This window comes from Corallococcus caeni (assembly GCF_036245865.1).
Lineage (GTDB): Bacteria > Myxococcota > Myxococcia > Myxococcales > Myxococcaceae > Corallococcus > Corallococcus caeni.
Map to the genome: position 1 here is coordinate 789,878 of NZ_BTTW01000001.1, position 25,971 is coordinate 815,848.

The 25,971-nt window shown below is 70.9% G+C and carries 21 protein-coding genes; 10 read left to right on the plus strand and 11 right to left on the minus strand.

All coding sequences use genetic code 11. The features are described 5' to 3' along the window. Positions 1-27 precede the first annotated feature (27 nt). On the plus strand, positions 28-1,956 hold the full coding sequence (locus AABA78_RS03290; protein ID WP_338261572.1) for an ABC-F family ATP-binding cassette domain-containing protein: 1,929 nt from the start codon (positions 28-30) through the stop codon (positions 1,954-1,956). 109 nt (positions 1,957-2,065) lie between these two features. Beyond that, entirely contained in the window at positions 2,066-2,980 is a 915-nt protein-coding gene (locus AABA78_RS03295; protein ID WP_338261573.1) for a flagellar motor protein MotB, read from the plus strand. A 9-nt stretch (positions 2,981-2,989) separates the two neighbouring features. Here AABA78_RS03295 and AABA78_RS03300 read toward each other — a convergent pair whose 3' ends face one another. The 3 genes from AABA78_RS03300 to AABA78_RS03310 form a co-directional block, all read right to left on the minus strand. Then, entirely contained in the window at positions 2,990-4,885 is a 1,896-nt protein-coding gene (locus AABA78_RS03300) for an OPT family oligopeptide transporter (RefSeq protein WP_338261574.1), read from the minus strand. A 62-nt stretch (positions 4,886-4,947) separates the two neighbouring features. Beyond that, positions 4,948-5,430 carry an FKBP-type peptidyl-prolyl cis-trans isomerase gene (locus AABA78_RS03305; RefSeq protein WP_171412462.1) on the minus strand — a complete coding sequence of 161 codons (483 nt, stop codon included), beginning with the start codon at positions 5,428-5,430 and terminating at the stop codon, positions 4,948-4,950. A gap of 73 nt (positions 5,431-5,503) precedes the next feature. Continuing rightward, complete coding sequence (locus tag AABA78_RS03310) at positions 5,504-6,781, minus strand: dicarboxylate/amino acid:cation symporter (protein ID WP_338261575.1); 1,278 nt, start codon at positions 6,779-6,781, stop codon at positions 5,504-5,506. Between the two features lie 71 nt (positions 6,782-6,852). Between AABA78_RS03310 and AABA78_RS03315 the strand changes: the two genes are divergently transcribed. Then, positions 6,853-7,491, plus strand: coding sequence for a 2OG-Fe(II) oxygenase (locus tag AABA78_RS03315; protein ID WP_338261576.1), 639 nt, complete (start codon positions 6,853-6,855; stop codon positions 7,489-7,491). Here AABA78_RS03315 and AABA78_RS03320 read toward each other — a convergent pair. Then, the gene (locus tag AABA78_RS03320) at positions 7,470-8,243 is read right to left on the minus strand and encodes a DNA-methyltransferase (RefSeq protein WP_338261577.1); all 774 of its coding nucleotides are present in this window, start codon (positions 8,241-8,243) and stop codon (positions 7,470-7,472) included. The genes AABA78_RS03315 and AABA78_RS03320 overlap by 22 nt on opposite strands. 67 nt (positions 8,244-8,310) lie before the next feature. Here AABA78_RS03320 and AABA78_RS03325 point away from each other — a divergent pair, with 67 nt between their 5' ends. Beyond that, positions 8,311-9,102 (plus strand): hypothetical protein, encoded by a 792-nt coding sequence (locus AABA78_RS03325; protein WP_338261578.1) that lies wholly within the window; start codon positions 8,311-8,313, stop codon positions 9,100-9,102. 44 nt (positions 9,103-9,146) lie between these two features. Beyond that, complete coding sequence (locus AABA78_RS03330) at positions 9,147-10,004, plus strand: DUF3396 domain-containing protein (protein WP_338261579.1); 858 nt, start codon at positions 9,147-9,149, stop codon at positions 10,002-10,004. A 13-nt stretch (positions 10,005-10,017) separates the two neighbouring features. Here the strand turns inward: AABA78_RS03330 and AABA78_RS03335 are convergent, their stop codons facing one another. The 4 genes from AABA78_RS03335 to AABA78_RS03350 form a co-directional block, all read right to left on the minus strand. Then, positions 10,018-10,977, minus strand: coding sequence for a DUF2381 family protein (locus tag AABA78_RS03335; RefSeq protein ID WP_338261580.1), 960 nt, complete (start codon positions 10,975-10,977; stop codon positions 10,018-10,020). A 70-nt stretch (positions 10,978-11,047) separates the two neighbouring features. Further along, on the minus strand, positions 11,048-12,913 hold the full coding sequence (locus AABA78_RS03340) for a serine/threonine protein kinase (protein ID WP_338261581.1): 1,866 nt from the start codon (positions 12,911-12,913) through the stop codon (positions 11,048-11,050). A 381-nt stretch (positions 12,914-13,294) separates the two neighbouring features. Further along, on the minus strand, positions 13,295-14,464 hold the full coding sequence (locus tag AABA78_RS03345) for a TfuA-like protein (protein WP_338261582.1): 1,170 nt from the start codon (positions 14,462-14,464) through the stop codon (positions 13,295-13,297). Beyond that, on the minus strand, positions 14,461-15,630 hold the full coding sequence (locus AABA78_RS03350) for a YcaO-like family protein (protein WP_338261583.1): 1,170 nt from the start codon (positions 15,628-15,630) through the stop codon (positions 14,461-14,463). Before AABA78_RS03350 ends, AABA78_RS03345 begins: the two co-directional genes overlap by 4 nt. A gap of 119 nt (positions 15,631-15,749) precedes the next feature. On the opposite strand from AABA78_RS03350, the gene AABA78_RS03355 reads away from it, so the two are divergent. The 5 genes from AABA78_RS03355 to AABA78_RS03375 all read left to right on the plus strand — a co-directional run bounded on the left by AABA78_RS03355 (position 15,750) and on the right by AABA78_RS03375 (position 18,693). Continuing rightward, positions 15,750-16,226, plus strand: coding sequence for a peroxiredoxin (locus AABA78_RS03355; protein WP_338261584.1), 477 nt, complete (start codon positions 15,750-15,752; stop codon positions 16,224-16,226). A gap of 151 nt (positions 16,227-16,377) precedes the next feature. Further along, positions 16,378-16,950, plus strand: a complete 573-nt coding sequence (locus AABA78_RS03360; protein WP_338261585.1) for an RNA polymerase sigma factor — start codon at positions 16,378-16,380, stop codon at positions 16,948-16,950. Then, on the plus strand, positions 16,950-17,495 hold the full coding sequence (locus AABA78_RS03365) for a zf-HC2 domain-containing protein (protein ID WP_338261587.1): 546 nt from the start codon (positions 16,950-16,952) through the stop codon (positions 17,493-17,495). Before AABA78_RS03360 ends, AABA78_RS03365 begins: the two co-directional genes overlap by 1 nt. Positions 17,496-17,509: 14 nt before the next feature. Continuing rightward, complete coding sequence (locus tag AABA78_RS03370; RefSeq protein WP_338261588.1) at positions 17,510-17,989, plus strand: hypothetical protein; 480 nt, start codon at positions 17,510-17,512, stop codon at positions 17,987-17,989. Positions 17,990-18,120: 131 nt separating this feature from the next. Further along, complete coding sequence (locus AABA78_RS03375; RefSeq protein ID WP_338261589.1) at positions 18,121-18,693, plus strand: DUF4136 domain-containing protein; 573 nt, start codon at positions 18,121-18,123, stop codon at positions 18,691-18,693. Between the two features lie 9 nt (positions 18,694-18,702). Here AABA78_RS03375 and AABA78_RS03380 read toward each other — a convergent pair whose 3' ends face one another. From AABA78_RS03380 to uvrA, 3 genes are all read right to left on the minus strand, one after another. Continuing rightward, the gene (locus tag AABA78_RS03380) at positions 18,703-19,848 is read right to left on the minus strand and encodes a chemotaxis protein (RefSeq protein WP_338261590.1); all 1,146 of its coding nucleotides are present in this window, start codon (positions 19,846-19,848) and stop codon (positions 18,703-18,705) included. Positions 19,849-19,980: 132 nt separating this feature from the next. Further along, complete coding sequence (locus AABA78_RS03385) at positions 19,981-20,541, minus strand: glutathione peroxidase (protein ID WP_338261591.1); 561 nt, start codon at positions 20,539-20,541, stop codon at positions 19,981-19,983. Positions 20,542-20,575: 34 nt separating this feature from the next. Continuing rightward, entirely contained in the window at positions 20,576-25,879 is a 5,304-nt protein-coding gene (gene uvrA, locus AABA78_RS03390; RefSeq protein WP_338261592.1) for an excinuclease ABC subunit UvrA, read from the minus strand. Positions 25,880-25,971 lie beyond the last annotated feature (92 nt).

The following is a 25,971-nucleotide window of genomic DNA, read 5'->3' on the forward strand; positions in this document are numbered from 1 at the left end:
TTTCCCCCTTCGAGGAGGTCTCTTCCCGTGACGCTGCTCCGCGCCGCCAACGTCCAGCTCGCCTTCGGCAGCCGCACCGTCTTCGAGGGCCTCACCTTCACCATCGAGGAGGGCGAGCGCGTGGGGCTTGTCGGCGTCAACGGCTCCGGCAAGTCGTCGCTGATGAAGATATTGGCCGGCGCGGCGAAGCCGGACCTGGGTGAACTGCAGCTGCGCCGGGGCGCGCGCGTCACCTACCTGCCCCAGGAGCCGGAGTTCCCCGAGGGCGCCACCGTGCAGAGCGAGCTGGCCGTGTCCCAGGCGCCGCTCAAGGAGGCGCTGGCGGCGCACGCGGAGCTGTCGCGGAAGCTGGAGGCGGACCCCGCCAACGCCACCCCGAAGATGCTGGAGCAGCTGTCCGCCCTCAGCGACCGGATTGAACAGGCGGGCGGCTGGGACACGGAGCACCACGCGAAGACGCTGCTGGACAGGCTGGGCGTGAAGGACTGGGACCGGCCGGTGGCGCAGCTGTCCGGAGGCCTGCGCAAGCGCGTGGCCATTGCCCGCGCCCTGCTCACGCGCCCGGACCTGCTGCTTCTGGACGAGCCCACCAACCACCTGGACGCGGACACCGTGGACTGGCTGGAGGACGAGCTGGACAAGCTGCCCGGGGCGCTCCTGCTCGTGACGCACGACCGCTACTTCCTGGACGACCTGGTGGACCGCATCGTGGAGATCCAGCCCGGTGGCGGGCTCATCTCCTATCCCGGCAACTACGCGGCCTACGTGGAGCAGAAGCTCGTCGCCCAGGAGAACGCGGAGACGGCGGAGCACAAGCGCGGACGCTGGATTGCGCAGGAGGTGGCGTGGCTGCGCAAGGGCCCGGAGGCGCGACGCACCAAGAGCAAGGCGCGCATCGAGCGGGCGCAGAAGCTGCTGGCGGAGAAGGGCTTCCAGCGCCCCAAGGTGGCGGACCTGAAGGTGGTGGCGGCGCCCCGCCTGGGCCACACCGTCATCGAGGCGGAGGGGCTGAAGAAGTCCTTCGGCGACCGCAAGGTGCTGGACGGCGTGGACTTCCGCCTCCAGCGCGGCGAGCGCGTGGGCTTCCTGGGGCCCAACGGCGTGGGCAAGACGACCTTCCTGCGCGTGATGCTGGGGGAGATCCCCGCGGACAGCGGCAAGCTCGTCATCGGGAAGAACACCAAGGTCGCCTACTACGACCAGCAGCGCGCGCAGCTGGACCCGGACCAGACGGTGTACGACGCGGCCTCCAACGGCGAGGACCACGTGGAGCTGGCGGACCGCAAGGTGGCCCTGCGCGACTACCTGGAGGACCTGCTCTTCCCGGTGCCCATGCAGCGCATGAAGGTGGGCGCGCTGTCCGGCGGTGAGCGCAACCGGCTGCTGCTGGCGCGGCTGTTCCTGGAGGGCGCCAACGTGCTGGTGCTGGACGAGCCCACCAACGACCTGGACATCGTCACGCTCAACATCCTGGAGCGCCTGCTGCTGGACTTCGCGGGCAGCACGCTGCTGGTGACGCACGACCGGTACTTCCTGGACAAGGTGGCCACCGCCATCCTCTCCTTCGACGGCCAGGGCAAGGTCACCCGCTACGAGGGCAACTACGACATGTACAAGCGGCTGCGCGAGCAGTCGCAGGCCGCCGCGCTCAAGGCCGCCGCGCCGAAGAAGGACGAGCCCCCGCCCCGCGAGGAGGCCGCCGCGAAGCCCGCGCAGAAGAAGCCCGGGAAGCTCTCCTACAAGGACCAGCGCGAGCTGGACGGCATGGAGGCCACCATCGAGGCCGCGGAGAAGCGCAAGGCGGAGCTGGAGGCGAAGCTGGCCGACCCCGCAGTCTACAGCCAGGGCTCCAAGGTGGCGGAGGTCAACCAGGCCCTGGAGGCCACCACCGCCGAGGTGGACCGGCTCTATACGCGATGGCAGGAATTGCAGGACCTGGCGGCCGGCAACGCCTGACGCGCGGGTACTTTCGCGGGACAACCAACATCCGGCGACACCCGTGCATGATTTTCGGGCAGGGGGACTCTGGCTAGAGTCCGCGTCCCTCCGCCTCGGGAGTCGTCACGTGTTCCGTCCGGCCTCGGTCCTCGCCGCTGCCCTCCTGTCCCTCCCCTTCTCCGCCCACGCCCTGGAGAGCGGCCCCAAGAGCCCGCTGCCCGTATTCGACCTGCAACGGCTGCACCTGGACCCGGCGGCCCTGGGGTCGTTGGTGGTGGCCACGGGCCGGACGTTGGCGGCCGGGCAGCTGCGGGTGAGTTTGAACTACCACTACGAGCATCTGCCTCTGCACTTCCAGACACGCTGGGAGCCCGGGGATGGCACGGGTCTGGTCGAGAACAAGATGACGGCCCACCTGACGGTGGGCCTCGGCGTGCTGTCGTGGATGGACGTGGGGGCGGACGTGCCCTTCATCCTGTCGCAGGGGGGAAAGCCGACGCTGGAGTACTTCGGGCCGGACTCCGGGGGCCTCGCCACGCCGTGGCTGACCGCCCGGGCGGCGCTGCTCCGGCAGACGAAGGGCGCCCCCCTCAACGTGGCGGTGGCGCTGACGGCGGGACTGCCCGTGGGCAGCCGCGAGGCCCTGGCGCACGAGGACTCCGCGTGGGAGCCGCGTCTGCAATTGGGCTACGTGGGCGACGGCTTCCAGGTGGGCGGCGAGGCCGGCGTGTTCCTGCGCAAGCGCCGGGACCTGGGGCCCGTGTCCTACGACCCGCGCGACGTCGTGGGCAATGAGCTGCGATTGGGCGCCACTGTGACGTCGCTGCAGGGGGAGACGACGCGCGGCGAGGTGAGCGTGCTCACGGGCATCCCGCTGGACGGCGGGCGCGTGGGGGCGGAGCTGCTCATCGCCATCCGCCGCCACGCCCTGTCCAGCCTGGACCTGTACGTCATGGGCGGCCCCGGCGTGGGCGCGGGGTTGGACACGCCCACGTTCCGCTTCGTCGCGGGCGTGTCCTGGGCCACCAGCAAGGTGGACTGAAGGGCGCCGCTACTTCGGCATGAAGCCGAAGGCCTTCACCATCGCGATGGCGATGCCCAGGAGGCTTTCGCCCGCGATGAAGCCGGAGCTGACGGGCAGCACCGCGTCCTCCGCGAGCTTCGGCTTCACGCGCCGGAGGAACGCCGCCAACGCCGCGCCCACGAAGAGGCTGATGGAGCTGGAGCCGGGGATGACGATGGCCAGCCCCAGGCCGGACGCGGAGGGGATGAAGGCCTTCAGCTTCGACGGGGCCCAGCGCTCCAGCAGCACCAGCGCGATGCCCAGGAGCGCGCCGCACAGGGCGCCCATGCGCGCGGTGGGGTGCAGCGCGGACACGCCCGAGGCGAGCATCTTCGACACGCCGGCCCACACCATGGAGGCGGGCGCGGGGAACTGCTCGGTGCCCAGCACGTCCGCGGTCGGCACCAGCAGCTTGAAGATGGGCACCACCACCATGGCGCCCGCGGCCACGCCGAACAGCTGCGCGAAGAACTGCTGCCGCGGCGACGCGCCCAGCAGCCACCCGGACTTGAGGTCCGTGAGCAGGTCCGCCGAGTGCAACCCCACGCCGCCCGTGGCGTTGGCGCTCATCACGTTGGCGGGGATGTTGCCCGGCGCGAGTCCTCCGAAGATGAGCTGGGTGACGGGGCCCAGCGCCTTGGTGGGCGTGGTGTCCGTCTCCCCCGTCACGCGCGACGCGATGACGCCCATCACCACCGCCAGCGGGAGCGCGAGCACGCCGGCCCACCAGGGAATCTGGAAGAGGTAGGCCATGAGGAACACGGCCACCGGGCCCAGGAGCGCGAAGCCCAGGGGGAACCAGGCCGGGGGACACTCGATGTCCGCCAGCGGATCCTCCCGCGCGCCCTCCTTGGGCTTCAGCCCCACCAGGCCGCCCAGGGCGGAGAACGAGCGCACCACGCTCCTCCACTGGAAAGCGAACGACAGCAGGCCGGAGGACACCAGCACCGCGGAGCCCGTCCACAGCGACCAGCTGTTGATGGCCTTGTACGTGACCTCCGGGATGACGCCCTCGGCGACCATGGCGGGTGCGAGGAAGCCGTAGTTGAGGATGGCACCCAGCAACATGGACCAGCCGGTGCGGAAGTTCACCAGCGCGCCCGCGCCGATGAGCAGCAGGCTGAAGTCGAAGGACAGGGACCACTTGCCCGCCTCGCGCCCGAGGATGCTGAACGGCAGGCTCACCTTCTCCGGCAGGTTCTTCAGCCAGGAGAAGCGCGCGTCGCGCACCAGCACCAGCAGCGCGCCCACGAGCCCCGCCACGCCCAGCAGGCGCGACTTGCGGCGGGCCACTTCTCCGTGGCCGTGCAGCGCGCGGATGGTCTCCGCGGTGGCGGTGCCCGTGGGGAACGGGAGCGCTTCGATGTTGATGAGCTGGCGCTTGATGGGGATGGCGGCGAAGACGCCCAGCGCGGAGATGACGGCGAACCACACCATCAGCCAGCCCGAGGACGGCAGCGTGCCGGTGAGCATCAGCAGCGCGGGCACCGCGGCCATGTTGCCGCCGCCCGTCATGTAGCCCGCGGCGGACGCCACGGAGCCCATGGCGTTGTTCTCCAGGTCGGTGAACTCGGTGCGCAGCACCTTCAGCGAGCGCAGCGTGCCGAACACCGCGAAGGCCAGGATGCACGCGGTGATGGTGACGCCCAGGCTCCAGCCCGTCTTGAGGATGACGTAGAGGTTGGACAGGCACATCACCGCGCCAATGAGCATCCCGGCGATGATGGCGCGCACGGTGAGCTGCCGCGCGCCGCCCTGGTAGACGTGCTCCCGCCAGTACAGCTCTGGATCCATCGCCGCGGAGGCGCCAGGCCGTTCCGGAACGGCGGCGGGGTCAGGCGCGGGGACGCGGAGCTGGCTGGGGTTCGGGACGGGAGGAGCCATGGGGGGCGCAAGATAGTGCACGCCCCCCGAAGGAACGAAACGCTCCGTGCCGTCCGGCGGCGTTACTCGTGCGCGCCGCCCGGCCCGTGCACGTGACCGTGCGTGAGTTCTTCCTGCGTCGCGTCACGCACTTCGCGCACGGTGACGTCGAAGTGGAGCGTCTTGCCGGCGAGCGGGTGGTTCAAGTCCACCACGACGGAGTCCGGGTTCACGGTCTCGATGCGCAGGGGGATGTTGCCGTCCTCCGTCTGCGCCATCAGCGTCTGGCCCACCTGGGGCGTGAAGCCCGGCGGCAGCATGCTGCGGGGGACGGTGCGCACGCCCTCCGGGTTGTGGTTGCCGTAGCCCTGATCCGGGCTCACCACCACCTGCTTGCTCTCCCCTGCCCCCAGGCCATCCAGCGCGCCCTCCAGGCCGGGGACGATCTGCTTGTGCCCGTGCAGATAGGCGAGCGGCTGGCCCGGGGCGCTCTGGTCGATGACCTGCCCGTCCCCCAGGTGGAGGCGGTACTCGAGCGCGACGACGCGACCGTTGGCGATCTTCATGCGGCGGAAGCTCCTTGGCTTCGGGAACGACGGTGGGACTTCGGTCAAAAGGTGGAACCGGTGCGACGCCACGTCAGGCCGCGGGCGACTCCGCCGCCTCCTCACCGACCGGACGGTCGGGGGGTTCTCCGCGCGACACGTACACCGCGGCGGCCAGGTCCCCTGTCACGTTGAGCACGGTCCGGCACATGTCCAGGAAGCGGTCCACGCCGAGGATGAGGCCCAGCCCCTCCACGGGGATGTGGAACATGCCGAGGATCATCGCGATGACGGGGATGGAGCCCGCCGGCACGCCCGCGGTGCCGATGCCCGCCAGCACGCAGATGAACATGATGGTCGCCTGCTGCCCCAGGCCCAGCTGCACGCCGTACACCTGCGCGAGGAAGAGGACGGTGACGCCCTCGAAGAGCGCGGTGCCGTTCTGGTTCATCGCGGAGCCGGCGGTCAGCACGAAGCGCGACACGTTGCGCGGCAGTTGGAGGTTCTCCTCCGCGACCTTGAGCGCGGTGGGCAGCGTGGCGCTGGAGGAGGACGTGGAGAAGGCGGTGACGATGGCCAGCCGGCAGGAGCGGAAGAACTCCACCGGGTTGCGTCCGCCCAGGAAGCGCACGGACAGCGAGTACACGACGAACATGTGGATGCCCAGCGCCAGCAGCACCACGCCCACGTACGACGCCAGCTGTCCCAGGATGTGGAAGCCCAGCCGCGCCGTCATGGAGAACAGCAACGCGCCCACGCCCACGGGGGCCAGCTTCAGCACCCCGTCGATGAGCTTCATCATCACGTCGTAGAGCCCCTGGACGACGTCCTTGAGCCGCTGCGCGGGCTCGCCCGGGGTGAGCGCCAGGCCCAGGCCGAAGATGAGCGAGAAGACGATGAGGCCGATCATGTCCCCGTCCGCCGCGGCCTTCACCGGGTTGGTGGGCACCATGGACATGAAGAGCGCGCCCGCGGAGGTGTCCCCGGGAGGCGGCGCTGCTTTGATGGTCGTGCCCGTGCGGGCCAGGGCGCGGGCCTCGTCGCTCAGGCCGTCCCCGGGCCTCAGCGTGTTGACGAGCAACAGGCCGATGAGCACGGAGATGACGGAGAAGACGACGGTGTAGCCCAGCGTGCGGGCGCCCAGCCGTCCCACCTGCTTCAGGTCCAGCTCCGCCACGCCGACGACGAGCGCGGAGAACAGGAGCGGCACGACGAGCATCAGGAGCAGGCGGATGAAGAGCTGCCCCAGGGGGTTGGTGACGTGCTCGACGGTCCAGGTGAGCCAGTCCGCGCTCCCGAACACGGCGTTGCAGACGAGCCCGGCCACCGCGCCGACGGAAATGCCGAGGAGCATCTTCTGATGGGCCTTCATGAGGGGGCGAAGCCTACCGGTGAAAGGAGGTGGCGCCCACCTCGCGTTCAGGGGAAAGCTCCGGATCCATCGTGGAATCCCTCGTCCAGCTCACCGAGCCCGCCCTGCCCCTCCCCCTCTTCCGCCGGCTGTCGCGCCGCGTGGGGGGCCTGAAGGGCGAGCGCCTGCGTCACACGTACCAGACGACGTTCTGGTACGCCTTCGGGCCACCGGAGAACGTGGTGGAGGAGGTCATCCACGCGCTGCGGCCCCGGGTGACAAAGGGGTGGAAGATTGCCGGTGTGGAGTGGTGGCTGTCTCGGATGCGGGCCACGGACGTGCGGGTGGACTTCCACCAGGACCGGGATGAGCGTCTGGCGTTGGCGACGGGGAAGCTGGTGCACCCGGTGCGCTCGTCGGTGTTGTTCCTCAACCGGGTGCGGGGCGGCGCGCTGGCGGTGACGCGGGAGCTGCCGTCGGAGGGCAATCCGTCGCTCGCGCCGGACCGGCTGGAGGACTTGACGTTGGTGGCGCCGCGCCCCAACCGGCTGGTGGTGTTCGACGGGACGCTGACGCACGGGGTGCTGGACGCGGACAACCAGGTCCCGGACGGGAAGCTGCCGGGGCCCTCGCGCGAGCGGCGCACGCTGGTGATGAACTGGTGGGGCCACCGTCCCACGGACGTGCCCACGTGGAGCGAGACGCGCTTCTACCGGGCGCTGGCCAGCTGACGGGCGGTGTCGCGCAGGCGGTGGGTGACGCGCTCGGCCCACTCGGGTTCGACCTCCATGCAGGCGGGGCGGCGGCCCAGGCGCAGGGCGGCGGAGGGCATGGAGCCGCTGCCGGCGAACGGATCCAGCACGGTGTCGCCGGGGCGGCTCCAGGTGCGGACCAGGGGCTCCAGCACGGAGAAGGGCTTGTGGTGCGGGTGGCCGCCCCACTGCACGGCCTCCGCGTCATCGTCGTAGCCGCCGACGACGGCCCACACGGTGGGGGCGTCCCCCGGCGCGAGCGGCGGCGCGGGCGTGCGGGCGATGACGAGGGCGACCTCGTAGACGCGCAGGAGCTGCTCGTTGGCGTTCTTGTCGGTGGTGCGCTTGCCCCAGACGTATTCACCGCGCAGGTGGGTGTAGCCCAGGTCGCGCGCGGCGGAGAGGATGGGCTCCTTGCCCAGGAGGTTCGTCCAGATGATGAGGGGCGCGTCGGGGGTGAGGTGCTGGGTGGCGCGCGAGAGCCAGGCCTCGGAGAAGACGCGGTAGTCGCGCACGGACTCGAAGCGGACGATGGGGTTGCGGTCGATCTTCTTGTTCGCGCGGGGGTCGCGCAGGTCGCCGCCCTTGCGCCGCCGGGTGAGCAGGCAATAGGGCGGATCCGTGTGGAGCAGGGACGCGCGGGTGTCGCCGAGGGCGGCCCGGTAGCCCTCGGGCTCGCGCGCGTCGGCGCGGACGCAGCGCAGGGATTCGGGCGAGAGGTCGGAGGTCATCGTGTGGAGCCGCACCCTACCCGGCATGAGGGACGGGGCTGAGGGGATTCTGGCACGCTCGGTGGCCATGCGGATTCGTCACACAACGGCCCTGCTGGGCTGGCTGCTGCTCTGCGGGTGTCAGTCCGCGGGCGGTGGGCAGACGCGGCGGGAGTTCGCGCAGACGTTGGATTCAGGCACGAACGCGTGCCGGCACAACCCCGCGTACTGCGCGGACATGGCCGTGCCCGCTGGCATCCGTGCCACGGCGCAGGCCGGTGCGTCCGTGGCGGGGGCGCTGCAGGTCATGGATGCGGCGGCGGAGGCACGCCTGCGGGAGCTGCTGACGAAGTGCGCGACCCAGGCGGATCTGGAAGTGAACCTGCGGATGCTCGACGGCAAGACGCCGACAGTGCAGCAGTGCGAGGAGCAGGTGGGAACGAACGCAAGCGGGGAGCCCATCACCCGGGCCATGCGGTGGGGCCAAGAGAAGCACGCTGTTGCCCTCCGCTGTGCGCAGGCACTCTTATCCGTCGAACGGCCAGGTGGATTCAGTTTGGAGCAACGGTACGGTTACGACATGAAGACGGGAGCGCTCAGGTTGATCACCCGCGCTCAAGCGGAGGTATGGCTTCGTTCCGGACAAGCGGGCCAGCTCCTGGGCACGCTCGTCCCGGATGTCGTCATCCATTTGGGGGAGCCGCTGAAGGCCGAAGCTGTCTTCGACTTCAAGTTTCCGTGCCCCGTCAGCAATCCCCCGAGATGGAAGCGTTATCCTCGCAACCATCCTTACGTGGGGAAGACGCAAGGTCAGATGTATGAGCAGGCCTTGGGAGTTCGGCCCTGGCTCATCGTCCCCATTCTGGGAGCAGCACCGTGACGCGTTCTCATCCACGCATCAGGATTCGTGCAGGGCACGGGGGCATGTTGCTCCAGGATGGCGTCAGCATTGCCTTCTACCTGGGTCACTCGCACCACGACATCACCCAGCACATTGAACACACCCTTCATGTGTTTCAGCACGCTATCGCACCGGCGTCGCTGGATTGGTATTGCAACTACGAAGGGGATTTCCACAAAATCAATAGCGCTGGTCGAGCGTTCCTGGAGCAGGAATTCCACTCCTCCCAGTTCGCTCATATTCATCTGGCGGATCACGTCAATGGAGTGGGTGATTACGGGTTCATCTATGACGGCCAGTGGAGGGAGAATCCCGATTCCCCGGATGCGTCACGGGTGTTGAGCACCGTCACCTTCTGGCTCCCCACGGAGTTCCTGGAGTCGCAAGGGCCAGTCCTCGTCCGCGAGCTGGCATTGAAACTCTCAGCGGACCTGCCGTTTACCTCCGGGCATGCGGGCCTCGCTTTCAATGGCCAGCTCAGTCTCCTGGGCGTCGACGAACTGGTTCATCGCGAACGCCTTCGTCATCCCGGAATGGATGTTCCCGATGAGTCCGCCTCCCTGCACCTGGGCAACCGCATCCGCGGCGTCCATTGGATGAACTTCCTGGGCCCTCCAGTGCTCGCGGAACTGGGCGGCGTGGATGCCCTCCGTGAAAGGCTCAAGAGTCCAGGCACGACCGTGCAGCCCCTTTCGGAGGGACGCGCGGTCATCACCCTGGGCCCTGAGCCAGACGCGGGGGAGACGGCGCGGAGCCCCGTGCTACCGCCCTACCGTGAGCTGGCCCGCGTCCTGGAGCCCTGGATGTACTTCCAGGGTGACTCCCGTCCCTCCAGGGATGCCGAAGCCCAACGTCGCTGGGAGCGCAGGTTCCTGGACTGAGCTGCGTTTCGACTCAGGGGAAACTGATCCCGCTCCACTGCGCCATCAGGTTTCCATCCACATCCGAGACGATTAGTTGATAGCCGTTCAGCTCCGGGTTGTTCACGTCGAACTCCAGGACCAGGATCGCCTCTGCGTCCGCAGTGATGGGCCCGGACTGGGCGGGTGGCAGGGACTCCCACTCCTTTCCCTGCCGATCCACCAGCACCGCCCGCCCGATGCTCCATGGCTTCTTGTCGACCGACCGCAATGACAGCCGCACAGCCCGCCGTTTCCCAAACGCGTACGTCGAACTCTTTCCGAGATGAACTGGGCAGGGTTGCTTGCAGTTCGATGGAGTCGACATGAACTTGGCCATCAGGGCAGGACTGTCCATCGTGGACAGCAGGAGCCCCCGAAAGCCCCCCGGTTCGCACGCACCGCTTGCTGGGGAACCGTATTCCTGTCGCAAGCGCTTCAACTCCGTGCGCAGTTGCTGCACTTCCAGGCGGTATGACTCCGCGGAACGCCCTCTCCGGTAGACCTCCACCTGTCGGTCCACGGCACCGGGCTCCACCACCAGGGTCAATGACAGTCGCGAGGGAGCCGTCGTTCCCGAATCCTTGAAGGGAACGGACAGCTTCAAGGTTTCCCCCTGCCGCAAGTCACTGGACGGAATGAGCACGAGCACCGAACTGCCCGTACTTACCCGCGCGAAATGCACTCGCGACTCCAGGCTCACCTGGTCCTGCTGGATGTCTGTATCGAAGAGCAGCGTCGTGCTCACCCCTGGCCCGATGTGGATGGGCCGCGTCCCTGTCTCGTCCGCTCCCACTTCCATCCGGAGCGTCCCCGCCCCCACCTCCTTCTCGATGGGAGGCGCCGCCAGGAGACTGGTCGACCAGAGAAGAACCGGAAGCGCGACGAACAGACAAGCGGGCACGGTGGGAAGGGCTCCTCGAACCGGGGCAGAACAGGGCCCCCTTTCTACCATGGGACGTGACGTGTGCCCGCCGCGCGACGATGACCCATCCCCATGAGTAGGCTTCAATGAGACGAAATGGTTACTCCTCGGGGGCGTTGAAGCGCCTGACCGCCATTACGCCGAACAACTCGACCGGAATGTGACGGACGGTGGCGGTGTCCTCCTCGTAGCCGTACGTATTCATGTCCCAGCCGATGCGGTTGCGTTGCTCGTCGTAGAACTCCATGCAAATGGGGACGACCTTCCCTCCAGGTAGGATGGCTTCATCGAAGAGCAGCCGCGTGTTTCCCGGATTGAACACCGCGCGACCATTGATCCTTGTGCCCACCGGCAGCTGGCCGTCCTGCTTCGCCCGATGGACCAGGCCGGAGATGGGCCCTTCACGGACCGCCATTCCAAGGTTCTCGTTTTCTTGCAGGTAGACGCCGTGCATTGGGACGCGGCCCGCTTTATCCAACGCCCTCATGGCCTCCTTGGCGCCCGGCGGGCACGGTTCGCCTTCCTCTCTGCGGGTGTTGGCATTACCGCCCGCGCAAGACACACCCACGCACGCCGCCACGGCCGCTCCCGCGATCTTCCGCATGACTCCCCCGTCTGCACGCAAGGGTTTCACGGGAGCACTCGCGACCGCGGGCGGCACGGACGGAGTCGGCTCCACCGATGCGGGAACTCCCGCATCCGGGGAAGCGGCCACCGCGAGCACGGCGGCATCGGGAAGACTCGGGGTTGGGGTCACGGACGGACTTCCTTTCTCAGACACAGGCGCTAAAGCAGGTGAAGGCCGGTCCGGTGTCAGCCGGACCAGCCCGAAAACCAAAAGACCCAGCAGGAGTGCTCCCAGGCCGAGCACCGCTCCGGAACGGCGACGCCGCTTCGGCGCCACGGAGGGATCCACGGTGGCGGGCGAACCCGCAGGCTCCGTGGCACCGGCCTCCGACTCCTTGGGGCGCCCGGGGTACTGCGACAGTGACACCACGCCCCGGTCCAGGCCGGATGCTTCCGGATCCGCCGGGATGTCCAGGGACACCTTCCAGTCCGAGTGGCGCTTGTCCTTGGCCGCGTCCCAGAGCGCCTGCAGCAGCGTCTCCGTTCCCGAGTAACGGTCCTCGGGGCGCTTGGAGAGCAGCCGCATCGCGATGTCCGACAGGCTGGAGGGGACCTTGGGGTTGATGTCCTTGGGGGCGCGCGGCACCACCGTCTCGATGGCGGGCAGCAACCGCTCGTAGGGAAGGCGCGGGTCGAAGGCGTAGCCGTCCGTCAGCGACTCGTAGAGCAGCGCGCCCAGCGCGTAGAGGTCGCCCGGGATGCCCGCGTCGAAGTTCGCTCCCGACTTCCAGGAGCCCTCGCGCAGGAACGCCACGCACTCGGGCGGCAGCAGGTGCGGCGACGCGGGCGCCACGCCCACCGTCAGCGTGGAGGCCCCCGGGATGCGCGCCGTGCCCATGTCGATGAGGATGGGGCGCTCGTCGGCGCGGCGGATGAGCAGGTTGTCCGCCTTGAGGTCGCGGTGAAGAACGCCCCGGCGGTGGAGATCCGCGAACACCCGCACGACCTCCGTGTAGACGGTCAGCAGGTGCGCGGCGGAGGGCTTCACCCGCCAGCGCCACTCGTGGAAGGTCTCGCCGTCCACGAAGTCGGTGACGTGGAAGAGGTAGCCGTCCGGCGGCTCCGGCCAACGATCCACCGCGTGCACTCGCGGCAGGTTGGGATGCGGCGCGCAGGCGAGCAGCGCCGCCACTTCCCGTGAGAGCCGCCCGTTGACGTCCTCTTCGTCCGCCGCGTGCTGGTTCGCCGGCCGCAGCGCCAGCTTCAACGCGTAGACGTGCCCACCCCGCTCCACCTTGAACACCCGGCCGAAGCCGCCCGCGCCCAGGAAGCCCACGATCCGCCACGGGCCGACGTGGTGACCGACCTCAAGCTGGTCCGGGTGGAGCGGCGTGGTCATGACCCTGATTCAACCCGTGACACAACCTGGGAGGTGGGGACACCTTTCCAGGGGTTCAGGACCAGCGAGGGTGCCTTCCCTGCCACACCCCACCGCGGAGGTTGGATTCCCCGCAATCCGCGAGCGTGCCCTGCCGGCGACGGCGCGGACCCACTTGGCGGAACCACCCGGGGAGCGGTGTTCAATGCGGACAACCTCCGGGGTTGACCCTATCCGTCCGTACGGGGCTGTCACGTTTTTTCGTGACGCAGCAGGAGGGTTGAACCTGAACGCGCGTCCAACCCGCCAGGGCGCATGGAGGCCACGGGGCACGTGAAACAGGGCTCAACCGTCAGCCGTGACGGGAGCCCCTGTCTGGGATTGCTCGGGGGGGACGGGCCGTCACCCGCCTTCGTCAGGCCCTTCGTCCGCTTCCGCCAGCGCCCGGGCGGCCTGCTCCCACTGGCCGCCCAGCCGGGCTTCGGAGGCCAGGGCCTCGTCCCAGGAGGGGCCATCCGGAAGCAGCCGCGACGCGTTCAGCAATGCCAGCCGCTCCAGCGCCCGGGCCTCACACAGCCGGCGCAGCCCCGGTCCATCGAGCCCGCTCGCGGCGAGGAAGGCCTCGCGGCGTGACGCGCGGATCCCCCGCTCCTTCCACCATGCGGCCTCCTCCGCGGCGATCTCCTCCTCCGTCGCCTCGAGGCCCAGCGAACGCGCCCAGCCCGCGAGCAGCGCGCGCCGCAGGCCCGCCTCCGCCCACGCCGCCGCATCCGGCGCGCCTCGCAGCAGCTCCATCACCCGTCCGGAGTCCACGGGGCGCGGGCCCACGCGCGTCACGTCCTCCACCAGGCGCCGGCGCCGCACCAGCGAGGAGGGATTGCGCTGCACGCCGGGCCGGGCCGGTTCCGCCTGGCTCACGAAGTCCGCCGCCGCGCGGATGCACTCCATGGCGTCCAGCCGCTTGAGGTCCTCCACCCCGTTCGCGAACCAGGCGTCCCATGCGTCGCGCACGGGCTGGGTCCACGCGGGCTCCACGGCCTCGCGGATCCGCGCCCAGGTGCGCTCCTGGTAGAAGACGGCGGCCGCCGCGTCCACCAGGGCCTGCGCGCCGGGGCGTCCCAGCACGCGCGCCTTGCGTGCCTGCTCCGCCGCGTGCCGCACGTTCACCAGGGGCACGGTGAGGGGACGCCAACCGTGTTCGGCGTCCGCGTGCAGCAGCGCCACCTCCGCGTCATCCACCGCCACGCCGTCGCGGTACCACCCGAAGATGCGGCCCACGCCCACCATGCCCTGCCCGGCCAGCTCCGAGGCGCGCAGCGCGCCCATGCTGCCGCCGCCGAACACGGCCACGCCCGCCTCCATCGCCGCGAGCAGCTCGTGGTGCCACACGGACGGCTGCGCCTCGAAGACGCCGTCCACCAGCACCAGGGCCCGGGGCTTGAGCGACAGCGCCCGCCACACGTCCCCCTGCCGCGCGGGGGGCAACACCGTGCACGGCGCGATCCGCCGCGCCTCCGCCTCGGGCAGCGAGGGCCCCAGGAACACCACCAGGTCGTCCGACCGCCGTTTCACAGGAGCTCCGAGACGCGCATGCCCGCCACCACCACCTTCCACACGTGCAGCCCTGGCACCGGCGCATCCAGCGCCACACCCGCCACCCGGGTGAAGCCCGCGCCATCCAGCAGCGACAGCACCGTGCGCACCTTCGCTGTCGCGGTGCCTGCCCGCCGGACCGCCACGTCCGGCATCGCGTCCACGGCGCGCCTCGGCCGCACCTCCGCCAGGGCCTGGGCGAACCCCAGCGAAGCCTCGCGGTCCGCCGCCGCCACGTCCTCACGGGCGCCGTGGATGTCCGTCAGCCGCGACTGCGCGGCCTCCAGCAGGGCCTTGTGCAAGGCCTCATCCCGGTCCAGCGCGCACGCATAACCGGCCGTGAGGGGCACCGGCCCCTCGTCCGCGTCCACCAGCACCGCCGCCGCCACCGGCAGCCCCACCCGGCCCCGCGTCCGGGGCGCTGGCGTCACGTCGAAGAGGTAGGCGCGAAACCCCCGGGCCTCCAGCGTCTCCCTCAGCCCGGCCGTGCGCGGCGCCCCGTCCTCCAGGCGCTCCGGCCGCAGCATCCGCCCCACCACGCCCTCCTCCGACCAGCCCTCCGGCAGCGCCCGCGCCAGCTGGTCGCGCTCCGTGGCCTCCAGCAGCGCGTGCAGCAGCGCCGGCTCCGACTCCGGATGCGCCCCGGAGCCATTCGTCGTCCAGGCCACCGACAGCGGCCCCAGCGCCGACGTCCCGGAGGGCGGGCAGTACACGCCCTGCGCCGGCACCCAGACGCGCTCGCCGCCGTCCAGCGTCCGCGCCTCGCACCACGCCAGCCGCACCGCCGGCCCCGCGAGCCTGGGCGCCACCACCGCCCCCGCCGACCCCAGCGCCTCCACGCCCCACACCGGGTCGCCTGTCCGCTCCAGCTCCGCCTGGGAACCCCAGCGCAGCCGCTCCGGCCGGACCGTCTCCGCCGCCCACAGCTCCGCCGTCTCGAAGAGCGCGCCCCGGGCCGCGGCCTCGAAGGTGAGCCCCTTGCCGTTACACACCTGGAGCACGTGTCCACCCGGACGCACCGCGCAGGCGACCTCCACGCCGGTGCGGTCCAGGCCGGTGACGCGGGCAACCCGGGTCACGCCCAGGCCACGGGCCAGGGCATCGAGGAAGGCGGGGGAGGCAGGGTCCGTCAAGGCAGGCGACACGGCGGGGCACCTTGCCAGATTCCCCAGGGAGGGGACACCCGGCGCGGCGCGGCATGGGATGGCGGGGAAAACGTGGTAGGGGAGGGGCGGCCCCGCCGTCGGGATGGAGCGCGCATCGAATGATTGCCGTCGGAGACCTCGCACCTGACTTCGTCGCGACCGACTGCCATGGCCAGAGCGTGCGGTTGTCGGAGCTGCGAGGCCGGCGCGTCGTGCTCTTCTTCTTCCCGCGCGCCTTCACCGTGGGCTGCACCATCGAGAACAGGGCGTTCCGGGACAACCACGAGCGGATCCGCGAGCTGGGCGCGGAGCTGGTCGGCGTCTCCGTGGACACGCTCACCACCCAGTGCGACTTCGCCCAGCAGGAGGGCATCCACTTCGCCCTCCTGGGAGACGACGAGCGGCGGATCAGCCGCGCCTGGGGCGTGCTGTGGCCCGTCCTCAACATCGACCGGCGCGTCACCTTCATCATCGGCGCGGACGGTACCGTCGAACATGTCATCCACCACGAAGTGCGCGTCTACCGGCACCTGGACGACGTGCTGAAGTACCTCCAGTCCCACCCCGCCCCGGGCAGCGACACCGCCTCCGCTTGAGGGCCTGGGGCCCGCCCGCCTGCCCGGTACCGGACGTCCGCTGCACTGCCTACGGGGCGAAACGCGGGCCGGAAAATAACCTTCCGCCCCCTGGAGGGTTGGAGCCCCTGTGAGCGGACGGGTCCTAGGACTGGTGAGGCCCGGTGGGGCCGTGAGCGCTCTCTCGGACGAGGCCCTGTGCGGGGCCTTCCTCGCGGGGGACGCGGCGGCGTTCGGCCAGCTCTTTGAGCGGCACCGGGGCCTCGTCTTCTCGCTGATGCGCCGCTACACCGTGAGCGCGGAGGACGCGGCGGACCTGACCCAGCAGGCGTTCCTCCGGGCCATGGAGGCGTCACGACGGGTGTTCGCGCGCTTCACCCCCTCCACGCCCACGCCCTTCCGTTCGTGGCTGGTGCGGGTGGCGCTCAACCTGGCGAAGAACCACGCGCGCCAGGGGCTGCGGTGGCGGCCGGTGCTGGTGGAGCGGGTGATGGATGACGTGGCGGCGGATCCGGGCGAGGGCGCGGAGGCGTCGCTGGAGCGCACCCAGCGGGGACAGCGGGTGCGTCAGGCGGTGCTGGCCCTGCCCCGCCGCCAGCGCGAGGTGCTGACGCTGCGGGTGGACGGCGGGCTGCCGTTCAAGGACATCGCCGAGACGCTGGGCATCACGGAGAACAACGCGAAGGTGCAGTTCCACCACGCGGTGAAACGCTTGAAGGCCGACGTGGCCGGGGAGACGCGGTGATGGGTGCGTGCGTGGAATACGAGGAGCAGGCGAGCCTCCACGCCGCGGAGGCGCTGGAGGGCGAGGAGGCCACGCGCTTCCAGGCCCACCTGGAGTCCTGCGCGGCCTGTCAGGCGGAGGTGGCCTCCGCGCGAGAGGTGCTGGGGCTGGTGGCGCTGCCGCCCCAGACGCCCGTGGAGGTGCGCGCGCAGGAGGGCCTGGGCGCACGGACCCTGGCGGCCTGGCGCCGTGAACAGTCGCGGCGGGGCATGGGCCGCCGGGCGCTGGGTTCGCTCGCGGCGGTGGCGGCGGTGGTGGCGCTGATGCTGGGGCCGTCCGCGCTGGAGCGCCTCAAGGCGCCCCACCCCGTGGCGACGCCGGCCGCCGTGCAGACAGCGAGTCCCCGCGACGACGTGGACGCGGAGACGCTGGCCGCCTTCGAGGCGTGGGCCGGGTTGGATCCGCTGGAGGACGACGCTTCGGGGTACAGCGTGGACGAGGACCTGACGTGGGAGGGCGACGACGCCGACCTGGATGGGGACTTCGACCTGGGAGAGACACTGTGAAGACGATGAGGCGGATGGCCCTGGCGCTCGCGTTCGCGCTGCCGGTGATGGCGCTGGCGCAGCCCATGCCGCGGCAGCCTGGCGCGCGTGACCCCGACCGCATGGCCCGGGCCGAACAGCGGCAGCGGCTGCGGCAGGTGCTGGAGCTGGCGGACACGCTGGAGCTGGACAGCGCGCAGGCCCTGAAGATGGATGAGACGCTGCGCCGCTTCGAGGACCGCCGGCGCCCGCTGCGCGAGCAGGTGCGGGACTCGGCGCGCATCCTCCACCAAGCGGCGCGCGGCGACACCGAGGCCCTGTCGCAGGTGGACGCGGCGGCGCAGAAGGCCTTCGACGCGCGGGCGCAGATCGCCGCGCTGGACCGAGAGCTGTACCAGGCGCTCGCCAAGGACCTGTCCCCGCAGAAGCGCGCGAAGCTGGCCATGGTCATGGCCCGCTCCGAGGGCGCGAAGGGGATGAAGGCCAGGGGACTGAAGGAACCGCGCGGCGACTGAGGCCGCCCCTCCCGAAAGTCGGAGGCGGTCAGGCGGGCACGGGGGGAAGTCATCCCCGGGGGCCATCCCCAACGTCATGGCATCGACCGTGTCCCTCCCCCGGGGACGCGCCCATCCTCCTGGAGGCCGCCATGCGTCTGCTGTCCCGTGTCCTTTCCGTCATCGTGTGCCTGGGGCTCGCGTCCTGCGCGGGCGTCAAGGTCGGCACCAACTACGACCCCGCCGCGGTCCAGCGCATCAACTCGTTCCACACCTATGCGTGGCTCTCGCAGCCCCAGCGGACGAAGGACACGCGCATCAACAACGACATCACCCAGGCCCAGGTGACGGAGGCCGTGGATCGCGACCTCCAGGCCCGCGGCTACAAGAGGGTGGACGCGAGCGCGAACCCGGACTTCCTCATCGGCTGGCAGGGCGCCATCGACACGCGGCTGTCCGCGGAGTCGGTGGACAACTACTGGGGCTACCCGTGGGATCCGTTCTGGGGTTCGTACTACGGGCCCTGGGGGACGTACGTGCGCCAGTACGACGTGGGCACGCTCATCCTCGACGTGGTGGACGCGAGGGAGAAGCGGCTCGTCTGGCGCGGCACGGCCCAGGCGAACCTGGGCGACACCCCGAGCGTCCAGGGCAACGGCGGCAGGATTGAGAAAGGCGTGGAGAAGATGATGGAGAAGTTCCCGCCCAAGCCGGAGAAGTCGTAGGCGCTCTTTTCAGCGCGCGCGCCGCCACGCCCGCGTCAGCAACAGGCCGCCCAGCACCCCGCCCACGCCCAGCAGCAACGACAGCAGCGCGAGCCAGAGGAACACGCGGTCCACCAGCGGGCCCAGCCGGTCGAACGCGTGGTCCACCCAGCCGCGCGCCAGTCCGTCCAGCTGCTGGAGCGTGGCCACGCGCTCGGCGTGCAGCGCGTCCACCACCGCCTGCCGCTCACGCCCCACGTCCGCGAGCACCGCCTGCCGCTCGCCGGTGACGAACGTCTGGAGGCCCAGGCGCTCGCCGTGCACGGCGTCCAGCACCGCGCGGCGTTCGCGTTCGATGAGCGCGGGCGTGTTCGCGGCCATCGCGCCCACACGGTCCAGCAGGTCCACCGTGCGCCCCAGCTCCGCCAGCGCGGCCTGGACGGTGGGGGCACGCATCGCGTCGGTGGCGACCAGCTCCGCCTGCCAGCGCGCCTGCCGGGGGAGGCTCGTCGCATAGAGGTCCACGCGCGCGGTGAGGTCGCGCGTGTCCTCGACGAGACCGGCCGCCGTGGACCTCAGGCCTCCCCCTGTCACATCCGTGAGGGAGGACAGCAGGGCCGTGGTGGATTCGCGTGTGACGAGCGGTCCGGTCAGCGGGTGCGCCGCGGCCCAGGCGTGCACCGTGTCACGGGCTCCGGTCACGTCCTCGCGGCCGGTGACCTCGCGCCACTCGGCCTCCAGCTGGGATTCCAGCGCCACCAGCGAGTCATGGGCGCGCGCCACCAGCTCCGGCGAGGCACCCGCGGCGGAGCGCGGCAGGGCCTCCTCCAGCTGGGCCAGCAGCGCCCAGGTGTCGATGAGGGCCGCCACCGGATCCGGCTTGAAGAGCGAGCTCTGCACGGCGGGCACCGCGTTGGCCTTGAACCGCAGCATGGCCGCGGCCACGGTGGGTGAACCGGAACGCGAGGCCAGGTCGTCCGCCAGGGCCTCAATCAATCCGGAGAAGCGCCGGGCCAGGTCCCGCACCCGCGTGCGCATCACCGCCACGGACAGGTCGGAGCGTCCCACGCGCGTGGACAGCTCCGAGCGCTGGGGCTCCAGCGACGCGCATCCACCGCACAGCGCCGCGAACAGCACCACGGTCACGACGCGGACAGGGGGAGGAACCGGAGCCATGGGCCGGGACCCAAGCTGCGCACGCCCTGCCCCATCGCCGAGCGGCCCCCCGGCGCGGAGCCACCGTCGGACGTCCAACGCCCGGCGCGGATCCACGTCACAAGGACCGGATCCGCCGCCGGGCAACGCCCGTCACTTCTCCGCGAGCGCCTTGTCGATGGCGGCCTTCAGCTCCGGGCTGTCGGGCGTGACGCTGCTGGGGAACGCGGCCTTCACCTGGCCGTCCTTGCCCACCACGTACTTGTGGAAGTTCCACTTGGGCTCGCCGTGGTCCTTGGCGAGGAACGCGTAGACGGGGGACTGGCCCTCGCCCTTCGTCTTCACCTTCTCGAACATGGGGAAGGAGACCTTGAAGCGCAGCTCGCAGAACTTCGCGATCTGCTCGGAGGTGCCCGGCTCCTGCCCGCCGAAGTCGTTGGACGGGAAGCCCAGGACGACGACGCCCTTGTCCTTGTAGCTGTCGTAGAGCGCCTGGAGGCCCTTGTACTGCGGCGTGTAGCCGCACTCGGACGCGGTGTTCACGACAAGGGCGACCTTGCCCTGGAAGTCCGACAGCTTCTCGGGCTTGCCGTCGAGCCGATTGGCGGACAGCTGGTGGAAGGACATGGCTTTCTTCTCGGTCTTGTCCGCGGCGGAGGCCGCCGTGGAGAGGGAGAGCACCGTCGCGACGGTGAACAGCAGTGGGGTTCGCATGGCGCGAGCAGGATGCCGCAAGGCGTTCATCGTTTCACCGTCCCCGCGCGGCGACGCGCGTCCTGGGTTCTTCAGTGGAAAAAACCGTCTTGAGCACGCGCCCCGTGGGCGTCTTGAGCTTCGCCACCTCGCGAGGCGTGCCCGCGCCCACGATGCGGCCTCCGCCCTCGCCGCCCTCCGGCCCCAGCTCCACCACGTGGTCCCCCGCGGCGATGACCGAGGGGTGGTGCTCGATGACGACCAGCGTGTCCCCCCGGTCCACCAGCCGGCCCAGGAACGTGATCAGCTTCTCCACGTCGCCCAGGTGCAGGCCCGTGGTGGGTTCATCCAGCACGTACAGCGTGGGCTCGTGGCGGGAGGTGGCCGTCAGCTCCGCGGCCAGCTTGAGCCGCTGCGCCTCGCCGCCGGACAGCGTGTTGGAGCCCTGCCCCAATTGCAGGTAGCCCACGCCCAGGTCCGCCAGGCACTCCAGCGGAGCGGCGACCTTGGGCAGCGAACGGAACACGTCCTTCGCCTCGTCCGCGGACAGGCGCAGCACGTCGCCCACGGTGAGCCCGTGGTAGCGCACCTCCAGCGTGGCGGCGTCGAAGCGCGCCCCGTTGCAGGCCTCGCACGGCGTGACGACGTCCGGCAGGAAGGACATCTCATGGGAGATGGCGCCCTGCCCCTCGCACACCTTGCAGCGGCCACCCGCCGCCGTGTTGAAGGAGAAGCGCGCGGGCCCGAAGCCGCGGATCTTCGCCTCGGGCGTGGCCGCGAACACGCGGCGCAGCTCGTCCCAGATGCCCAGGAAGGTCGCCGGCACCGAGCGCGGCGTGCGGCCGATGGGCGACTGATCCACCGACAGCACCCGCTTGATGGACTCCGTGCCCTTGAGCGAGTCGAACGCGCCGGGCTTCGATGTGACGAGCCCCAGCTTGTCGCGCAGCGCCGGGTACAGCACCTGCCGGATGAGCGTGCTCTTGCCGGAGCCGGACACGCCGGAGACGACGTTGAGCCGGCCCACCGGCAGCTTGAGGTCCACGCGCTGGAGGTTGTTCGCGCGTGCGCCGTTCAGCTCCACCCAGGCCTTCGGCTCGCCTCTCCCTGAAGGAGGCCGCACCTGCGCGGCCCGCAGCGCCAGCGCGGTGGGAGAGTCCGACTCCAGCACCACGTCCGGCGTGCCCTCCGCCAGGATGTGGCCACCGCCCCGGCCGCCCGTGGGTCCCAGGTCCAGCAGGTGATCCGCGGCGCGGATGGTGTCGGAGTCATGCTCCACCACGAGCACCGTGGAGCCCGTCTCCACCAGCGCGCGCAGGTTGTCGAGCAGCCGGTGCGTGTCGCGCGGGTGCAGGCCGATGGTGGGCTCGTCCAGCACGTACATCGCGCCGGTGAGGCCCGCCCCCAGCTGCGCGGACAGCCGCAGCCGCTGCATCTCACCGCCGGACAGCGTGGCGGCGTTGCGGTCCAGGGACAGGTAGCCCAGGCCCACGCGTTCCAGGAACTCCAGGCGCCGCAGCATCTCCTGCCGCGCTGTCTCCCCCAGCAGCGCCCGGTCGCCCTTGAGCTTCCAGGTGCGCACGCGCGCGAGCGTGGCCGTCACCGACGCCTGCACCACCTCGTGGTAGCGCGCGCCCTCCAGCCGCACCGCGCGCGGCACCGGGGACAGGCGGGTGCCACCGCACGTGCGGCACGGGGCCGTCTCGCCCTCGGCCATCGCGGAAGGACCGCCCTGCACGCCGGTGCCCTCGCACGACTCGCAGCGGCCCTGCTTCGTGTTGAAGGAGAACCAGCGCGGGTCCAGCTCCGGCACGGCGGTCCCGCACCTGGGGCACGTGCGCTCGCTGGACAGCAGCGTCTCCGCCTTGCCCGTGCGCAGCTTCACGGCGCCCTTGCCCCAGTTGAGCGAAGACTCGAACACCTCGCGCGGCAGCTTCGCGAGCTTGCCCTCGTACATCACGAGGTCGATGTCGTGTTCCTTCGTCTTCGTCAGGCGCGGCGGGTTGTCCGTGGACACCAGCGCCCCGTCCGCGATGGCCTGGGTGATGCCCGCGCGCGCCGCCGCGGTGAAGACGTCCAGGTACGTGCCCTTGCGAGCGCGCACCGCGGGCGCCAGCACCTGCCCCTCGCCCTTCGTCGCCAGCACCTGCGCGTAGAGCGCGGCCGGTGTCGTGGCGCCGATGGGCGTGTCGTCGTGAGGGCAGTGCGGCTCGCCAATCTTCGCGTACATGAGGCGCAGGTAGTGGGCGACCTCGGTGACGGTGGCCACGGTGCTGGTGGCCCCCGCGCGTGACGTGCGCTGCTCCAGCGCCACGGTGGGCGGGATGCTGCTGATGCGCTCCACGTCCGGGCGCGGCAGCGTGGGCAGGAACTGCCGGGCGTACGGCGTCAGCGTCTCCAGGAAGCGGCGCTGCCCTTCCGCGAAGACGACGTCGAACACCAGCGAGCTCTTGCCGGAGCCGCTGGGCCCCGTCACCACCGTCATCTTCCCCAGGGGAATCCGGCAGGACACGTCCTTGAGGTTGTGCTCGCGCGCATGCTCCACCTCGATGGCGGGCGGCGCGTCCTTCCCCGGGCGGCGCAGCTTCACCGCCTTCGCCAGCGGCTTGCCCTCGCCCCGGAGCGCGGCGGCGGTGGCGCTGCCCTGCACCTTCGCCACGTCCGCGGGCGTGCCCTCCGCCACCAGCCGGCCACCGTCCCGGCCGCCCTTGGGCCCCAGGTCGATGATCCAGTCCGAGCCCTTCATCACCGACACGTCGTGGTCCACCACCAGCACGCTGGCGCCCCGGTCCACCAGCGCGTGCAGCGACGCCATCACGTGGCGCACGTCCTCCGCGTGGAGGCCGGCGCTCGGCTCGTCGATGAGGAACAGCGTGCCCTTCGCGTCGCTGGCCAGCGCGCGCGCCAGCTTGAGCCGCTGCGCCTCGCCGCCGGACAGCGTGGACAGGGGCTGGCCCAGGGGCAGGTAGCCCAGGCCCAGCCGCTGCGCCGGCCCCAGCGTGCGCTTCAACGCGGAATCGTCGCCGAAGTGCTGGAGCACCTCGTCCACCGTCATCTCCAGCACCTGCGCCACGCTGAAGCCCTGGTGGCGGACGGCGAGCACCTCCTCCTTGAAGCGCCGGCCCCGGCACACCGCGCACAACAGGGCCACGTCCGCGAGGAACTGCATCTCCACCGTCTCGTAGCCCTCACCCGCGCAGGCCTCGCAGCGGCCCTTGTCCACGTTGAAGGAGAAGTGCGCGGACGTCAGTCCCCGCACCTCCGCGTCGGGCTCGGACGCGAAGCGCTCGCGCAGCCGGTCCCACGCCTTGGTGTACGTGGCCGCGTTGCCGCGCGACGTGCGCCCCAGCGGGGACTGGTCCACGAAGGTGATGGCCTCCACCTGCGCCCCACCCTCCACCGCCGCCACGTCACCGGGGGCCTCCACGTCCTTCACGCCCAGCCCGCGCGCCAGGTGCCGGTAGAGCACCTCGTCCATCAGCGTGCTCTTGCCGGAGCCACTGGGGCCGGTGATGGCGCACAGCACGCCCAGCGGCACGCGCACGGACACGTCCTTGAGGTTGTGCTCGCGCGCCTCGCGGATGACCAGCTCCCCCGTGCGCGTGCGCGGCGTGCGCGGCGCCTCCGAGCCGCCGGACAGCATGCGGCCGGTGGGCAGGTCCTGCCGCTTCGCCAGCGCCTCCGGGGTGCCGTCGAAGCACAGCTTGCCGCCGTCGCGTCCCGCGCCCGGGCCCAGCTCCAGCACGCGGTGCGCGGAGCGGATGACCAGCGGATCATGCTCGATGACCAGCGCGATGTTGCCCCGGTCCGCCAGCTCCGCGATGGCCTCCGTGAGCGGCGGCACGTCCCCCGGGTGCAGGCCCACGGTGGGCTCGTCCAGCACGAAGAGCGCGCCCGTCAGCGACGTGCCCAGCGCCGCCGTCAGCGACACGCGCTGCGCCTCGCCGCCGGACAGCGTGCGCGCGGGCCGGTCCAGCGTGAGGTAGCCCAGGCCCACGCGCTGCAGGTAGCGCAGGCGCGCGGACAGCTCGCGCCGCGCCAGGTCGCCCTGCCCCGTCAGCGTCTTCAGCGCATCCAGCCGCGTCAGCGCGTCCGTCAGCTCCAGCCCGTGCCAGCCCGGCAGGTCCAGGTTGCCCACGCGCCACGCGCGGGCCTGCTCGTTGAGCCGCGCGCCGTGACAGCTCTCGCAGAGCGTGTACGCGCGATAGCGCGCCAGCAGCACGCGCACGTGCATCTTGTACGTGCGCCCCTCCATCCACCGGAACCACGCGCGCACGCCCGGGTAGACGCGGCCGCCGTCGTACTCCCCCTCGCCCTGGAGCACCGACTCGCGCTGCGCGGCGGTGAGCTTCTCCCACGGCTTGTCGAAGGGGATGCCCTTCTGCTTGCAGTAGCGCTGGAGCATCTCGCGCTCCCAGCTGGTGGACTGGCCGGACCAGGGACGGATGGCCCCCTGCGCCAGGCTCAAGCCCGGGTTGGGGATCACCTTCCCCCAGTCGATGCCGATGGTGCGCCCGAAGCCGCGGCACGGCGCGCACGCGCCCACCGGGCTCTGGTAGCTGAAGAGGCCCGGCCTCGCGGGCTCGAACTCCCGCGCGCACTTCGGGCACACCAGGCCCCGGCGCAGCCGCTTCGGCGCGGCCTCCGGAAGAAAGAGCAGCGCCTCGCCGTCCGCGCGCGCCCACGCGTCCTCCAGCGCCTGGGTGACGCGGGACAGGTTCGCGTCCGTCAGCTTCACCCGGTCCACCACCACCTGCGCCACGCCCGCGGGGTCGGTGGCCTCGCCCGGCTTGAGCGTCTCCAGCTCCTTCACCTCGCCCTGCACCATCAGCCGGTGGTAGCCGTCCTTCAGCAGGCGGGCCCTCGCGTCGAGGAACGCGGACGTGTCCGGGATGCGCACGGGGTACGTGAAGACGGCGGGCGCGTCCGGGTGCTCACGCAGCGCGGCCTGCGCGGCCACGCGCGCGTCGGTGCGCACCGCCTCCAGGCCACAGTCCGGACACACCGGCATGGCCTCCCGGGTGAAGAGCGCGGACAGGTACGGCTCCACGTCCGCAAGCGTCGCCACCGTGGAGCGCGAGCTCTTCACCGGCGCGCGCCGGTCCACCGCGACGCCCGCGGCCACCGGCTCCAGCGCGTCCATGGGCGGCCGCTCCAGCCGCTCGAGGAACTGCCGGGCATACGGGCTGAAGCTCTCCACGAAGCGCCGCTGGCCCTCCGCGTAGAGCGTGTCCAGCGCGAGGCTCGATTTGCCGCCTCCGGACACGCCGGTGACGCAGACGAACTCTCCTTCGGAGAGGTCGACGGACAGATCCTTGAGGTTGTGGGTGCGGGCGCCGACGAGGTGGGTCTTGTGCATGCCGGCCGGAGGTTTAACGACCAGACACTCGCGCGCCAATCACAACATGACGGCCAACATCACCCCACCCGGGTGGGTTGGGTGGAGAGCGG

Bases quoted from the DNA above. Each gene is read 5' to 3' on its own strand.
- AABA78_RS03300 (WP_338261574.1), bottom strand. From the start codon at position 4,885: ATGGCTCCTCCCGTCCCGAACCCCAGCCAGCTCCGCGTCCCCGCGCCT.
- AABA78_RS03305 (WP_171412462.1), bottom strand. From the start codon at position 5,430: ATGAAGATCGCCAACGGTCGCGTCGTCGCGCTCGAGTACCGCCTCCAC.
- AABA78_RS03310 (WP_338261575.1), bottom strand. From the start codon at position 6,781: ATGAAGGCCCATCAGAAGATGCTCCTCGGCATTTCCGTCGGCGCGGTG.
- AABA78_RS03320 (WP_338261577.1), bottom strand. From the start codon at position 8,243: ATGACCTCCGACCTCTCGCCCGAATCCCTGCGCTGCGTCCGCGCCGAC.
- AABA78_RS03325 (WP_338261578.1), top strand. From the start codon at position 8,311: ATGCGGATTCGTCACACAACGGCCCTGCTGGGCTGGCTGCTGCTCTGC.
- AABA78_RS03330 (WP_338261579.1), top strand. From the start codon at position 9,147: ATGTTGCTCCAGGATGGCGTCAGCATTGCCTTCTACCTGGGTCACTCG.
- AABA78_RS03335 (WP_338261580.1), bottom strand. From the start codon at position 10,977: ATGGTAGAAAGGGGGCCCTGTTCTGCCCCGGTTCGAGGAGCCCTTCCC.
- AABA78_RS03340 (WP_338261581.1), bottom strand. From the start codon at position 12,913: ATGACCACGCCGCTCCACCCGGACCAGCTTGAGGTCGGTCACCACGTC.
- AABA78_RS03355 (WP_338261584.1), top strand. From the start codon at position 15,750: ATGATTGCCGTCGGAGACCTCGCACCTGACTTCGTCGCGACCGACTGC.
- AABA78_RS03365 (WP_338261587.1), top strand. From the start codon at position 16,950: ATGGGTGCGTGCGTGGAATACGAGGAGCAGGCGAGCCTCCACGCCGCG.
- AABA78_RS03370 (WP_338261588.1), top strand. From the start codon at position 17,510: ATGGCCCTGGCGCTCGCGTTCGCGCTGCCGGTGATGGCGCTGGCGCAG.
- AABA78_RS03375 (WP_338261589.1), top strand. From the start codon at position 18,121: ATGCGTCTGCTGTCCCGTGTCCTTTCCGTCATCGTGTGCCTGGGGCTC.
- AABA78_RS03380 (WP_338261590.1), bottom strand. From the start codon at position 19,848: ATGGCTCCGGTTCCTCCCCCTGTCCGCGTCGTGACCGTGGTGCTGTTC.
- AABA78_RS03385 (WP_338261591.1), bottom strand. From the start codon at position 20,541: ATGCGAACCCCACTGCTGTTCACCGTCGCGACGGTGCTCTCCCTCTCC.
- uvrA (WP_338261592.1), bottom strand. From the start codon at position 25,879: ATGCACAAGACCCACCTCGTCGGCGCCCGCACCCACAACCTCAAGGAT.